Source organism: Streptomyces sp. NBC_00554, assembly GCF_041431135.1.
Classification (GTDB): Bacteria; Actinomycetota; Actinomycetes; order Streptomycetales; family Streptomycetaceae; genus Streptomyces.
Window position 1 is genome coordinate 4043998 of the sequence record NZ_CP107799.1, and the last position, 14084, is coordinate 4058081.

Sequence of the window (14084 nt, forward strand, 5' to 3'; positions counted from 1 at the left end):
GTTGAGCCACCCACCCATTCCTTGCAAAAAGAATCTCGAATCCCGGCCCCCGAAGCTCAAGCCCCGACGTGCGAACTACTCCGGCGAACACTCATCGCAGCGACTCCCACAGCTCGCTCGCCTCCGGCTCCTGAGCCACCACCCTGTTCGGGTCCGACGCCGCAGTCACCACCGGCATGGTGACCGTCTTGAGCGCGTCCGAGGGCAGGGACTTCAGGCTCTGGCCGAGGCTCATCAGTTCGCTCAGCGAGTCGAGGCCGGTGTCGGTCGTGAGGCTGCCGGTGACGGCGTCGGCGACCTTGTACAGCTTGGCGGGGTCGGTGAGCAGGTTGGTCGAGGAGATCTGCTCCAACAGGGCCTTCACCAGGGTCTGTTGGAGGCCTATTCGGCCCAGGTCGCTGCCGTCGCCTATGCCGTGCCGGGTGCGGGCGAGCGCCAGCGCCGTGGCGCCGTCGAGGTGGTGTTCGCCGGCCTTCAGGTGGAGGTGGCTGTCGTCGTCGTCGATGTCCTCGTCCGTCGTGACGGTGACGCCGCCGAGCGCGTCCACGAGATCCGCGAAGCCGGAGAAGTCGATCTCGATGAAGTGGTCCATGCGGACGTTGGTGATGGACTCGACCGTCTTCACGGCGCAGACCGGACCGCCCACCGAGTACGCGCTGTTGAACATCGAGCCGTACGCCACCGAGGTCGTCCCGCCGGAGGAGGTGGGGCACGACGGGCGGGTGACCAGGGTGTCGCGCGGGATGCTGACCACCGTCGCCGCCGTACGGCCCTCGTCTATGTGCACGACCATCGCGGTGTCCGAGCGGGCTCCCGAGCTGCTGCCGCCGCCCAGCGCCGCGTTCGCCTCGCCGCTGCGGGAGTCGGAGCCGAGGACCAGGATGTTGAGCGCCCCGCTGGGGAGCGGGGTCGCGGAGGCGGAGGAGGAGGCCGACGGGGTCGAGACGGCCTTCGGCGGGCGGTCGTCGCCGAGCGCGCTGTTGATGTCGACGCTCTTGATGTTCTGGTTCAGGTGCCAGTAGGCCCAGCCCGCCCCGGCGACGGAGAGTACGAGGGCGCCGGCGAACACGATGCCGGCGGCTTTCAGCAGGCCCCGCCGTCGGCCCCCGCGTCTTTCGACGCCCTCGTTTTCGTCCCCGCGCTCGTCTTCAGAAGTCACGCGGAGGAACATAAGTCCGAATTATTACGAGCAGGAACACCTTCTGGGGTTTCCTTCGGAAAATCTCAGACTTCTCAGCCGTGGCTAAGGCTTGAACGGCAAATGCTCAGCCCAGTGTCACGGTCGGCACCGGATTGCTCCCGCTCCATGCCGCGTTGAACCCGAACGTCACCGAACCACCGTTCGCGACCGTTCCGTTGTAGGAGGCGTTGAGGCAGCTCACCGCCGCGCCCGTCTGCGTGCAGGTCGCGTTCCAGGCCTGCGTGATCTGCTGGCCCGCGCCATAGGTCCAGCTCACCCGCCACGAGGACAGGGCCGCCCCCGAGCAGGCGATCCGCACCTGGCCCGTGAAGCCGGTGTTCCATTGATTCGTGACGCTGTACGTCGCCGAGCACGCGCCCGTCGGCGGGGTGGACGTGCCGCCGAGCGCGGTCGCGATCGCGTAGTACGCCGGTTTCGGCACGTAGTTCTCGTCGTACGGGGTCGCCGCCCCGTAGCCCGTGAAGACGTCCGGGATCCAGGAGTCGGAGTCCGTGAAGCCCCAGACGGTGACGCCGGTGCACCGGGTGACCGCGACGCACGCGTCGAGCACGGCCTTGTAGTCGGCGGCCTGCTGCGTCAACTTCACGTCGGTGGACGGGAGTTGCATCCGGATGTCCAGCTCGGTGATGGCGACGTCCACTCCGAGGTCGGCGAAGCGCTGGATGTTCTGCTGGAACGTGGCCGGGACCTGGCCGAGGATGAGGTGGGCCTGCAGGCCGACGCCGTCGATCGGAACGCCGCGCTCCTTCAGCGACTTGACCAGGTTGTAGAGGGCGGTGCTCTTCGCGTTGACGCCCTCGACGTTGTAGTCGTTGATGTAGAGCTTGGCACTCGGGTCGGCGGCGCGCGCCCAGGTGAGGGCCTGGGCGATGTAGTCGGCGCCGAGGCCGTTGTACCAGAGGGTCGAGCGGTAGGTGCCGTCCTCGTTGAAGGGCTCGTTCACCACGTCCCAGGCAGCCAACTTGCCCTTGTAGCGCGTGACTTCGGTGCTGATGTGGTCCTGGAGCAGCGTGCTCAGCTGGGCGGGTGTCCAGCTGCCGTTGGCCAGCCAGCCCGGGTTCTGGCTGTGCCAGACGAGAGTGTGGCCGCGTACCTGCTGGTTGTGGGCCTGCGCGAAGGCGACGATCTGGTCGGCCTCGGCCCAGTTGTAGGTTCCTCGGCTGGGCTCGACGGACTCCCACTTCATGGCGTTGCCGGGGGTCAGCGAATTGAACTGGGCGCCGGCCGTGTCGCCGTACGTGCCGGTGAGTTTGGAGCCGGTGACGGCGGTGCCGATGACCTTGCCCTTGGCGGATGCGAGGTCGCGCAGCGGGGTGTCCGCGGCGTGGGCGGCGGGGGCCGCCACGAGCAGGGCGCCGAGGGTGGCGATGCCGGTCAGCAGCGACGCCGGGGATAAGCCTGATCTCCGAGATCTCATTGCGGGTGCCTCCGAAAGTTTCGGTGGTGCAACCGATTGGCTTCGGAGAGTGTGGAGCTGCCCGCACCACTCGTCAATACGGGAGCACCGACACGTTCCGTCAGTACAGAAACACCAGCCCGTACCGCCAGTACAGGAACACCAACCCCACGCCGCCAATGCGGGAACAGCAATCCGCGCCCTACGCCGGAGGCGCCCCCGTACTGCTCCGCACCACCAGCCTCGTGGCCAGCTCCATCCGCGTTCCCGCGGGGGGCTGTTCCCGCCTCCCCAGCTCCAGCACCAGCCTCGCCGCCGCCTCCGCCATCTCCGTGAGCGGCTGTCGTACGGTCGTCAGCGGCGGCCCGACCCAGCGTGCCACCGGCAGATCGTCGAACCCGACGACGCTGAGGTCCTCCGGAACGCGCAGCCCCAGCTCGCGGGCGGCCTCGTACAGGCCGAGGGCCTGAAGGTCGTTGCCCGCGAAGACGGCGGTGGGCCGGTCCGGCGAGCGGAGCAGCTCGAGCCCAGCCCGGTACCCGGACTCGTGGTGGAAGTTCCCCGGCCGGATCAGCGCCGGGTCGACCGGCAGCCCGGCCGTCTCCAGGGCGGCTCGGTAGCCGTCGACGCGGGCGCGGCTGCACATCATCCGCGAGGGGCCGCTGATCGCGCCGATCCGGGTGTGGCCGAGCTCGACGAGGTGGCGGGTCGCGGCCAGCCCGCCGTGCCAGTTGGTGGCGCCGATGGAGGGGACGTCGTCGCCGGGGTCACCGGCCGGGTCGAGGACCACGAACGGGATGGACCGGCTGGTCAGCAGCGCCTGCCCGGACGCGTCGAGCCCGGACAGGACGAGGATCACGCCGTGCGGACGGCGGGCGGCGACCTGGTCGGCCCAGGTGCGGCCGGGGGTCAGCCGGCCCGCGCTCTCGGAGAGCACGACGCTCAGACCCTCGTCCCGCGCGACGTTCTCGACACCCCGGATGACCTCCATCGCCCAGGCGCTCTCCAGCTCGTGGAAGACCAGGTCGATGAGGGGGGAGCGGGTGGCCTCGGCGCGGCGGCGCCGGTAGCCGTACTCGCGCAGCAGTCCCTCGACGCGGGTACGGGTCGCCGGAGCCACGTCGGCGCGCCCGTTGAGCACCTTCGAAACAGTCGGAGCCGATACGCCGGCCTCGCGGGCGATCTCGGCGAGCGTGGCGGTCTGTGTCGACCGCCGTCCCGTCCGCGTTCCCAGGGGCCGCGCCGGTCTGGCGGGAGTCATGGCGGCGATCGTAGCCCCGGCGTCCGGCGGCCCGAACCCCCTTTGAGGCCATACCTCTCCCAGAACATTCGGCATCTGGCGCGAAACATTCGAACCGCTACGACACCCCGTTGCGTCACGCTGTCACTTCACCCGCACCTCACACCGCATCCGCCTCCCCCGCCCCACCACCCGCTCCGCCCCGGTCAACGTCACCCGCACCACCTGCCGTACGTCCCCTCCCCCGCTTGACGCCCCCAACCGCAGTTCCAGCCCCCCGGGTTCGACGATCCGGTCGCCGTCGGGTCCGGTGTACGCGGCCAGGTCCGCCGGGACCGTGAAGTGGACCTCCGCCGATGCCCCCGCCTCCAGCGGCACCCGCGCGTAGCCCACCAGGCGGGCCACCGGTCGCGCCACCTTGCCGACGGGGTCGTGGAGATAGAGCTGCACGATCTCCGTACCGGCCCGCCCGCCCGTGTTGCGGACCGTCAGGCGCAGTGTCGTCTCGCCGTCCGTGGGGAGGGTGTCGGCGTCGGCCGACGGGACCTGCCAGTCGTACGTCGTGTAGGAGAGCCCGTGCCCGAACGGGAACAGCGGCGTCGGGTCGAGGCTGCTCGCCTCGCCGCGCAGGCCGAGCGGTGGGGCGAGGTACGTCCACGGCTGCCCGCCCGGGTCGCGCGGCACGCTCACGGGCAGCCGCCCGGACGGGTTCACCCGGCCCGACAGGACCCCGGCCACCGCGGGGCCACCTTCCTGGCCCGCGAAGAACGCCTGCACCACCGCCGCGCACCGGTCCGCCCACCGGCCGAGCGCGTAGGGGCGCCCGGAGAGCACCACGAGCACGACCGGCGTCCCGGACGCGAGCGCCTTCTCCACCAACTCACCTTGTCCATCAGGGAGTTCGAGGTCCGCCACATCGCACCCCTCACCCGAGGTGCCCCGCCCGAACAGCCCCGAGCGGTCCCCGACCGCGACCACACACACATCGGCCGCCACCGGATCGTCCGTGAACTCCGCGTCCGGCAGCTCGGCGCCCAGCGCTTCGAGCAGCGTGGGGACGGCGACGCCCATCGGGAGTTCTGGGTGGTCCAGGAGGACATGGCGGGGGAACGTGTAGCAGCCGAGCATGGCCGCCGGGTCGTCGGCGAGCGGACCGAGGACAGCGACCCGCCGCGCCCCGGGACCGAAGGGCAGCACCCCGCCGTTGGAAAGGAGCACGACCGACTCCTCCGCCAACTGGCGTGCCAGCGCCCGCATATGGAGCGGATCGAGATCAGCCGGGGCCTCGTCGGCAGGCGGCGGCGCCCAGCCCGGATCCAGCAGCCCCAGCTCGCACTTCTGCGTAAGAACCCGCAGCGCCGCCCGGTCCACCAGCCCCTCGTCCAGGGTGCCGGCCCCGAAGCACCGCACCGCGGGCAGCTCCACATCGACACCCGCCGCGAGCGCGAGCGCCGCCGCCCCGCCCGGGGAGTCCGTGAGCCCGTGCGCCGGCTCAAGGAAGGAGACGCCGAAGTAGTCGGAGACGACGGTTCCCCCGAACTCCCATTCCTCCCGCAGGAGTTGGGTGAGAAGTGCGCCGTGTGCGTGGGCGGGCAGCCCGTCGACATCGTTGTACGCCGCCATCACGGACCGCGCGCCGCCCTCCCGTACGGCCATCTCGAACGGCGGCAGGATCACGTCCGCCAGTTCGCGCGGGCCGATCGACACGGGCGCGTGGTTGCGGGCGCCGCGTGAGGCCGAGTAGCCCGCGAAGTGCTTGAGCGTGGCGACGATGCCCGCCTCCTCCAGACCCTGGACATAGGCGGTGCCGACCGTCGCCACGAGGTAGGGGTCCTCGCCGATCGACTCCTCCGTGCGGCCCCAGCGGGGATCCCGTACGACATCGAGGACGGGCGCGAGACCCTGGTGCACGCCCACCGACCGCATCGAGGCGCCGATCGCCGCCGCCATCTCCTTGACCAGGGCCGGGTCGAAACTCGCGCCCCAGGCGAGCGGCGTCGGGAAAATCGTCGCCCGCCAGGCGGTGAAGCCGGTGAGGCACTCCTCGTGGGCGAGGGCGGGCAGCCGGAAGCGGTTCGCCGAGCGGATGCGTTCCTGGAGGGCACCGAGGCGGGCGGCGCCCTCGGCCGGCTCGACCGGCGCGGTGCCGAAGGGGCGGGTCAACTGGCCGAGGCCGTGCGGGAGTAGCTCCGTCAGGTCGACGTCGTCCGACAGCGCGTGCTGGAGCGGCGCCATGTCGCCGCCCGGTGTCTCGGCCGAGCCGGGCCAGACGCTGTAGAGCTGGGCGGTCTTCTCCAGGAGGGTCATGCGGGAGAGCAGGTCGGCGGCGCGGACGCCTGCGGGGAGGGCGGGGTCCTGCCAGGGGTCGGTCATGTAACTCCTCACATGGATGGGTCCGTACGGTCGTCAGCCCTTGGTCGCGCCGAGTGTGATGCCGCCGATCAACTGCCGTTCGGCGACCGCGTAGAAGGCCAGGGCGGGTGCCATGGCGAGCACCAGGTACGCGAAGATGCGGGCCACGTCGGAGGCGTACTGGCCCTGGAACTGCTGGATGCCGACGGGGACGGTCCACCAGGTGGGCTCGCTGAAGACCAGCAGGGGCAGCAGGAACTGGTTCCAACTCCCCACGATGGCGAGGACGGAGACCGTGCCAAGCGCGGGGCGCGCCAGCGGCAGCAGGATGCGCCAGAAGAAGCCGAAGCGGGAGCAGCCGTCGATGGTCGCCGCCTCCTCCAGTTCTCCGGGGATCTCCCGGAAGAAGCCGCGCAGGATGACGATCGTCAGGGGCAGGCCGAAGGCCGCCTCGGGAAGGATTACGCCCCACGGGTTGTCAAGGAGCCCGAAGGTGCGCAGCAGGATGAACAGCGGCAGGATCGCCACCGCGAACGGGAACATCAGCCCCATCGTGAAGAGGGTGAACATGAACTCCCGCCCACGGAAGGCGAATCGGGCGAGTGCGAACGCGGCAAGGGCCGCCGTCGCCACCGTGAGCAGCGTGGCGCCCACCGCTATCAGCGTGCTGCTGCCGATGGACCGCCAGAACGCGCCCGAGCCGAGCAGGGACGTGTAGTTCGAGGTCACCCAGGGATCGGGCAGCCCGAAGGGATTGCTGGAGAGCTGGTCGGTCGACTTGAAGCCGGAGATGAGGGCGTACAGGAGCGGGGTGACCATGAACACCCCGACCAGCCAGAGGATCACGTACATGGGCACTTTGCGCAGCCTCCGGCGCAGGCTGCCCCGGGTCGCCCCGCTCATCGGTTCCCTCGCATGGTGGTGATGGCTCCTTCGGTGTCACGGCGCAGCACGAAACGCTGGTAGGCGAGGGCGAAGACGAGGCTGATGAGGAACATCGCGACGCTGATCGCGCTCGCGTAGCCCATCTGATAGCGCTTGAAGCCGTACTGGACCATGGAGATCGCCAGCGTCTCCGAGGCGTGGTCGGGACCGCCGGTGGTGATCACCCAGACCAGGTCGAAGAGCTGGACGGAGAAGATGACGGACAGGAACGCGCTGATCCGGATGGTCGGCGCGAGCAGCGGCAGCGTGATGTGGCGGAACCGCTGCCAGGTGCCGGCGCCGTCGATGCGCGCCGCCTCGTGCAGTTCGGCCGGGATGCCCTGCAGGCCCGCCAGGTACAGCATCATGTGGAAGCCGAAGTACTTCCACGTCATGACGAGGAAGAGCGTGGGCAGGACGGTGTGCTGACCCGCGAACCAGTCCCCGCCCAGACCGCTGAGCCCCACCTCGTCGAGGACCTTGTCGGCGAGCCCGTCCCCCGGCGCGAAGATCATGCCGAAGAGCACGCCGGTGATGACCTCGGACAGGATGTACGGCGCGAAGAACAGCATCCGGTACACCGCCCGGCCGCGCAGCTTCTGGTTGAGCAGCACCGCCATGGCGAGCGCGAACGGCAGCTGAAGGACGACGGAGAGTCCGATGAGCAGCGCGCCCCGCGACAAGTCCCCCAGGAACACCGGGTCCTTGAGGAGCCGCGTGTAGTTGCCGAGCCCCCGGAAGTCGGAAATCGGTCCGAAGCCGCCCCAGTTGAAGAAGCTGATGTAGAACGCGTAGCCCATCGGCACCAGCACCAGCAACCCGAACAGCACGAGCGCCGGGACCGTGAACACGAAGGCCCCCAGCCAGTCGCGCAGTCGGCGCCCGGCGGGCTTGCGGATCTGTGTGCCGGGCGGTGACGTCGGCACCGGAGAGTCGGGGGACTTGCCGAGGTCGGGCACGTAGGTCGGTGTCGTCGAGTGCGTCATCGGCGGCTGCTAGCCCTCGCTCTTGGCGACCTGGGTGACCGAACGGGTGACCTGTTCAGGGGACTTGGAGCCCGCGATGAGCGCGGCGACGCTGTCGTTGATCTCCTGGCCGACGGCGGGGGCGTACGCCTGGTCGAGGTAGAGCTGAAAGCCGGTGGCCGTGTTCAGCGCGTCCGATACGGCGGTGAGGTTGGGGTCGGTCAGTGCGGCGCGCGCGTCCTTGGACACCGGTATCAGGCCGGTGTCCTTGACGAGTTTCTCGGCGAACTCCTTCTCGGCGAAGAACTTCAGGAACTCCACCGCCGCGTCGGGAGCGCCCTTGCGCACCGCATGCCCGCCGCCCCCGCCGAACACCTCGGTGAGCGCGCCCTTTCCACCCTCCACCGCGGGGAAGGAGAAGAAGCCGAGGTCCTCGCCGATGCCCTTGCCCGCGTCGCCCTGGACGACCGGCGCCCACTGGCCCATCAGCTCCATGGCCGCCTTGCCGTTGCCCATCAGGGCCGCCTCGCCGCTGGGCGTGGAGTAGGCCGCGCCGAGGAACCCCTTCTGGAAGGGCTCAAGGGCGACAAGGTCCTTGAGGTGCTGCCCCGCGGTGACGAACCCCTCGCCGGTGAAGTCGGCCTCGGTGGCCGCCTTTTGCATCGCTTCGAGCCCGGCGACCCGCATCGAGAGGTATGCCCAGTAGTACATGCCGGGCCACTTCTCCTTGCCCGCGAGGGCGATCGGCGTGATCCCGGCGTCCTTGAGTGCCTGGACGGCGTCGAGATAGCCGGACCAGGTGGTGGGCGGCGAGTCGATCTTCGCCTTCTTGAAGAGCGCCTTGTTGTACCAGAAGCCGACCATGCCGATGTCGAAGGGAACGGCGTACGACCTGTCCTCGAACTCGTAGGCCGAGAGCGCGGCAGGCACGAAGTCCTTCGTCCAGGAGGACACCTTGTCCGTCAGATCCTCGACCAGACCGGCGTCGACCTGCTGCTTCAGTACCCCGCCGCCCCACGTGTGGTAGATGTCCGGCAGCTTCCCCGAGGTGGTCAGCGCGGTCATCTTCGACTTGTACGCCTCGTTCTCCAGCGTGACGATCTTGATCTTCACGTCCGGGTGAGCGGCCTCGAACTCCCTGGCCCGCTCGGCCCACAGCTTCTTCGCGGGCTCGGTGGTGGTGATGTTCCACCACTCGACGGTGGTCTTGCCCGAGCCGCTCCCCCCGTCGGAGGAACCACACCCGCTCAGGGCCAGCCCGGTAGCGGTAGCCGCGGAGGCCGCCAGGAGCCCACGGCGGGAGAGAGAGGTGTTGCCCAACGCTCGCATCGCACACCTTCCGGAAGAGTGCCGATAATTATCGGTGAGGTGCGCGGGAAGTTACGGGCGTACGACAGGTATGTCAACGCCCCTGACAAATATCGGGAGTTATATCGGCTGCGGGTGGTTCTGGCCGGTCGCGCAGCTCTTCGACTACCGGTGGTTCGTGGCCGGTCGCGCAGTTCCCCGCGCCCCTGCGGGGCGCGGCTCAGTCCGGCGCCCGCAGGAGCGCCCCTTCAGGGGCGCGGGGAACTGCGCGATCAGCCCCCACCGACCGCCGGCCGATGAACCGCCTCAGACGCCCAGGGGCGCGGTACTGGCCCGCACCACCAACTCGGTAGCAAGCTCCACCCGCGGCGACGCCGGCTCCTCCCCGAGCGCCAGCCGCAACACCGTACGAGTGGCCAGCTTGCCCATATCGGCAAGCGGCTGCCGCACCGTGGTCAACGGCGGCGCAGACCACCGAACCTCAGGCAGATCATCGAACCCGACCACACTCATGTCCTCGGGAACCCGCAACCCCCGCCGCCGCAACGCCTCGATCGCCCCGAGCGCCATCTGATCACTCGCCGCGAACAACGCGGTAGGCGCCTCCGCCAGATCAAGCAGCCGATTGCACCCGTCGAATCCGGACCGGTGATAGAAGTCCCCCTGCTGGATCAGCGCGTCGTCGACCGCGACCCCCGCCCCCTCCAACGCCGCCCGGTACCCGTCCAGCCGAGCCCGCGAGCACAGCAACCGCACCGGCCCGGCGACGAACCCGATCCTGCGGTGCCCGAGCCCGAGCAGATGCTCCGTCGCCGCCATCCCGCCCGCCCAGTTGGTGGCACCGACGGTCGGCATGTCGAGCGACGGCGACCCCGCCGGATCGACGACGACGAGCGGCACCCCGAGGCGCCGCAGCTCCTCGTGCAGCCCGGGTTCGAGGACGGAGGTCACGAGGATCACCCCGTCCGAGGCGCGGGCCCGCAGGTTGGTCATCCACTGCCGGGCCGAGCCCGAGGCGCCATGGATGGCCGACACCACCGTCCCCACACCGGCCGCGTGCGCGACCTCCTCGACCCCCCGGATGATCTCCACGGCCCAGGGGCTGTCGAGGTCGTTGAAGACCAGGTCGACGAGGGCCGCCCGGTCACCCGGCGCGGACGGCCTGCGCCGGTAGCCGTGGTGGCGCAGCAGGTCCTCGACCCTGGCACGGGTCTCCGGCGACACATCGGAACGGCCGTTGACGACACGCGACACGGTGGGCACCGAGACCCCGGCCTGGCGGGCGATCTCGGTGATCGTCACCTTGTTCTTCTCGGTCGCGGCCTTCTTGATGCTCTCCCGGGCCACTGCGCCCACCTCCGTCGACACTTACGAAACTTTGCAGGAGTCTTCCGGAAAACCAGGGCCGACGTGAAGCCCAGCCGGAAACGGAGGTGTCCGGGCGGGCGTCGGGACTGACGTCCGGACAGCCGTCAGGACTGACGTCAGGACACCGTCTCGAACCGCCACCGGTGCACGGCCCGGTTCACCAACTCCCCGTCCGGCTCCGGGAGTTCGGGCAACTCGGCGTCGTACGGCGCGTCCCACCAGGTGATGACGAGCACCCGGTCCTGGGGCGCCCGGAAGATCTCCTGACGCAGCGGCGGGGCCGCCAACTCCTGCGCCCGCACCCAGTCGAGCAGTTCCTCACCCCGCCCGGACACAGCCCGCGCCTCCCACATCAGCGCGACGCTCACGAGTACAGGTTCTCCTTGCTGACCTCATGCACATGGTCATGAGAGTGACCACGGCCGGGCACATGCGGGTCCGTCACCGGCAACGACGAGTCCGCCGACAGGTCCCAGTCGGAGGCGGCCCGGTTCCGCGCCACCATCTCGGCGCCCAGCGCGGCGACCATCGCCCCGTTGTCCGTGCACAGCTTCGGCCGCGGTACCCGCAGCCGGATCCCCGCGGCCTCGCACCGCTCCTGGGCGAGCACCCGCAGCCGGGAGTTGGCGGCCACCCCGCCGCCGATCATGAGGTGGTCGACGCCCTGGTCCTTGCAGGCCCGTACGGCCTTGCGCGTCAGCACGTCGACGACCGCCTCCTGGAAGGACGCGGCCACATCGCGCACCGGCACCTCCTCCCCCGCCGCCCGCTTGGCCTCGATCCAGCGGGCCACGGAGGTCTTCAGACCGGAGAAGGAGAAGTCGTACGCCGCGTCGCGCGGCCCGGTGAGCCCGCGCGGGAAGGCGATCGCCTTCGGGTCGCCCTCCTTCGCGTACCGGTCGATGACCGGACCGCCCGGGAAGCCGAGGTTCAGCACCCGCGCGATCTTGTCGAAGGCCTCGCCCGCGGCGTCGTCGATGGTCGCGCCCATGGGACGTACGTCGGAGGTGATGTCGGTCGAGAGCAGCAGCGAGGAGTGACCGCCGGAGACGAGCAGCGCCATCGTCGGCTCCGGCAGCGCGCCGTGCTCCAGCTGGTCCACGCAGATGTGCGAGGCGAGATGGTTGACGCCGTACAGCGGCTTGCCGAGCGCGTACGCGTACGCCTTCGCCGCCGAGACCCCGACGAGCAGCGCGCCGGCAAGGCCGGGCCCGGCGGTCACGGCGATGCCGTCCAGGTCCGAGGCGGCGACCCCCGCCTCCTTCAGCGCGCGCTGAATAGTCGGCACCATCGCTTCGAGGTGCGCCCGCGAGGCGACCTCGGGCACGACCCCGCCGAAACGCGCGTGCTCATCGACGCTCGACGCGATGGCGTCGGCGAGCAGCGTGGTGCCGCGGACGATGCCGACGCCGGTCTCGTCGCAGGAGGTCTCGATGCCGAGGACGAGCGGTTCGTCAGCCATTGATCTCAACCATTGATCTCTGTTCCTTGTACGCCGTTTACTGAGGGGGAACCCGCGGCGGAGCCGCTGTCGGACGCTGTGTGGAGGCGCATCACCAGGGCGTCGATGTTCCCCGGCTGGTAGTAGCCCCGCCGGAAGCCGATGGCCTCGAAGCCGAAGCGCTCGTACAGCTTCTGTGCGCGGACGTTGTCCACCCGGCACTCGAGCAGCACCTCGGCGCACTCGAACGCGGTTGCGGCCCGCAGCAGTTCGGCCAGCAGCCGTGCGCCGAGCCCGGTGCCCCACTGCTCGCGGCGCACGGCGATCGTCTGTACGTCACCGAGGTCACCGGAGGCCGCGAGTCCCGCGTACCCGACAAGGCGTCCGCCCTCCTCGGCCACGACATACCGCCGCGTCGCCTCCGGGCCTCGCGAATGAGCCAGCTCGGACCAGAACATCCCCCGCGACCAGGCGTCCTCGGGGAAGAGGTCCTTCTCGAGCTCCAGTACGGGATCGATGTCCCACCAGCGCATCTCGCGCAGCACGGCGGTCACTTGGGGGTGACCACCTTGTAGTTCTTGGGCACCTGGGCGTCCGGGCGGCGCAGGTAGAGCGGCCGGGGAGCCGCCAGTTCCTCGCCCGCCGCGAGCTTCTCGGCGGCCAGGGAGGCCAGCGCGGCTGCCGAGACGTACTCGGGTGCCCGGGCGTCCGGGAAGGTGTCGGGGTAGAGGAGCGCACCCGCGCCGACGGCGGGCAGGCCGCCGAGGTCCAGGTCCGCGGGCCGGTCCACGGCGGGCTCCGACACGCGGGTACGGGGATCGGCGTACCGCGCCCAGTAGACCTCCTTGCGTCTCGCGTCGGTGGCGACGACGAAGGGACCCTCGACCTCGGCCGCGTACGCGAGCCCGTCGAGGGTGCACAGGCCGTACACGGGCACGCCGAGCGCGAGCCCGAAGGTGTCGGCGGTCATCAGGCCGACGCGGAGCCCGGTGTAGGGGCCGGGGCCGACGCCGACCACGACGCCGGTGACGGCGTCGAGACGCAGGCCGGCCTCGGCGAGTACCCGGTCGACGGCCGGCAGCAGCAGCTCCCCGTGCCGACGCGCGTCCACCTGGCTCGAGGAGGCGATGACGGACGTGCCGTCGTGCAGGGCGACGGTCACTGCGGGGGTGGCGGTATCCAGAGCGAGCAAGAGCACGCAAACAGCCTACGGCGCCCGGGAGCAAGGCACGGCCGCCCCGGTCTGCCGTGCCCCGGCTGCTACCGTCACCACAAGCGACGTACAGGGTAAGAACGCGGTTCGAGAGGTGGGCACACAAGGTGGCTAGGAGCAGCTCGGGATTCGTGGCCGGGCTCACCGTGGCGGCGATCGCAGCAGTCGGCTTCCTCGCCTACCAGGCGTCCGCGAGCGTGCCGGACACCCTCGGCAAAGCGGACACCAGCGCGTCGCCCAAGGCCTCCGCCTCGAAGACCCCCAAGAACACGGCGAACCCGAAGGCGCTGCCCACCGCGTCCGGCACCGGTGAGCGGGTCGTCTACTCGACCGACGACGACCGTGTGTGGCTGGTCGCCGCGAACAACAAGGTGAAGCGCACCTTCGGGGTGACACCCGGCACGGTGGACCCGGCCGCGGGCACATACGCCGTCACGACACGCGCCAACACGGTCACCGGGTCGGACGGGGTACAGATCGAGCACGTCGTCCGGTTCACGACGGTCGACAGCATCGCGATCGGCTTCAGCGCGGCACTCAACGGCTCGACAGCCGCCCCCGACAGTTCCAAGAAGCTCGGCGGCATCCGCGAGTCCCGAGCGGACGGCGACGCGATGTGGAACTTCGCAACGGTCGGCGTAAAGGTAGTAGTCGTCCAGTAGAGCGCCCCTTTAGG

Annotated in this window: 13 protein-coding genes; 1 reads left to right on the forward strand and 12 read right to left on the reverse strand. The window is 70.1% G+C overall.

All coding sequences use genetic code 11. The features are described 5' to 3' along the window. Positions 1-91: 91 nt before the first annotated feature. From OG266_RS17345 to tsaB, 12 genes are all read right to left on the reverse strand, one after another. Entirely contained in the window at positions 92-1171 is a 1080-nt protein-coding gene (locus OG266_RS17345) for an LCP family protein (protein ID WP_266455873.1), read from the reverse strand. A 94-nt stretch (positions 1172-1265) separates the two neighbouring features. Then, the gene (locus OG266_RS17350; protein WP_371546681.1) at positions 1266-2618 is read right to left on the reverse strand and encodes an endo-1,4-beta-xylanase; all 1353 of its coding nucleotides are present in this window, start codon (positions 2616-2618) and stop codon (positions 1266-1268) included. 181 nt (positions 2619-2799) lie between these two features. After that, positions 2800-3858 carry a LacI family DNA-binding transcriptional regulator gene (locus OG266_RS17355; RefSeq protein ID WP_326721176.1) on the reverse strand — a complete coding sequence of 353 codons (1059 nt, stop codon included), beginning with the start codon at positions 3856-3858 and terminating at the stop codon, positions 2800-2802. Between the two features lie 123 nt (positions 3859-3981). Further along, positions 3982-6210, reverse strand: coding sequence for a glycoside hydrolase family 3 N-terminal domain-containing protein (locus OG266_RS17360; protein ID WP_371546682.1), 2229 nt, complete (start codon positions 6208-6210; stop codon positions 3982-3984). 33 nt (positions 6211-6243) lie between these two features. Continuing rightward, positions 6244-7041 (reverse strand): carbohydrate ABC transporter permease, encoded by a 798-nt coding sequence (locus OG266_RS17365; protein WP_371552833.1) that lies wholly within the window; start codon positions 7039-7041, stop codon positions 6244-6246. 47 nt (positions 7042-7088) lie between these two features. Further along, on the reverse strand, positions 7089-8099 hold the full coding sequence (locus OG266_RS17370; protein WP_371546684.1) for a carbohydrate ABC transporter permease: 1011 nt from the start codon (positions 8097-8099) through the stop codon (positions 7089-7091). Between the two features lie 9 nt (positions 8100-8108). Beyond that, on the reverse strand, positions 8109-9398 hold the full coding sequence (locus OG266_RS17375; RefSeq protein WP_371552836.1) for an extracellular solute-binding protein: 1290 nt from the start codon (positions 9396-9398) through the stop codon (positions 8109-8111). Between the two features lie 294 nt (positions 9399-9692). Further along, the gene (locus OG266_RS17380) at positions 9693-10718 is read right to left on the reverse strand and encodes a LacI family DNA-binding transcriptional regulator (RefSeq protein WP_371552838.1); all 1026 of its coding nucleotides are present in this window, start codon (positions 10716-10718) and stop codon (positions 9693-9695) included. Positions 10719-10870: 152 nt separating this feature from the next. Then, positions 10871-11122 carry a hypothetical protein gene (locus OG266_RS17385; protein WP_371546686.1) on the reverse strand — a complete coding sequence of 84 codons (252 nt, stop codon included), beginning with the start codon at positions 11120-11122 and terminating at the stop codon, positions 10871-10873. Then, a complete protein-coding gene (tsaD, locus tag OG266_RS17390; RefSeq protein ID WP_266455893.1) occupies positions 11119-12216 on the reverse strand; it encodes a tRNA (adenosine(37)-N6)-threonylcarbamoyltransferase complex transferase subunit TsaD in 1098 nt (365 codons plus the stop codon). Before tsaD ends, OG266_RS17385 begins: the two co-directional genes overlap by 4 nt. A 5-nt stretch (positions 12217-12221) precedes the next feature. After that, positions 12222-12728, reverse strand: coding sequence for a ribosomal protein S18-alanine N-acetyltransferase (gene rimI, locus OG266_RS17395; RefSeq protein ID WP_266463855.1), 507 nt, complete (start codon positions 12726-12728; stop codon positions 12222-12224). A 17-nt stretch (positions 12729-12745) separates the two neighbouring features. After that, positions 12746-13393 carry a tRNA (adenosine(37)-N6)-threonylcarbamoyltransferase complex dimerization subunit type 1 TsaB gene (gene tsaB, locus OG266_RS17400; RefSeq protein WP_266455896.1) on the reverse strand — a complete coding sequence of 216 codons (648 nt, stop codon included), beginning with the start codon at positions 13391-13393 and terminating at the stop codon, positions 12746-12748. Between the two features lie 122 nt (positions 13394-13515). On the opposite strand from tsaB, the gene OG266_RS17405 reads away from it, so the two are divergent. Further along, positions 13516-14070, forward strand: a complete 555-nt coding sequence (locus OG266_RS17405) for a hypothetical protein (protein ID WP_371546690.1) — start codon at positions 13516-13518, stop codon at positions 14068-14070. The last annotated feature ends 14 nt before the right edge of the window (positions 14071-14084 follow it).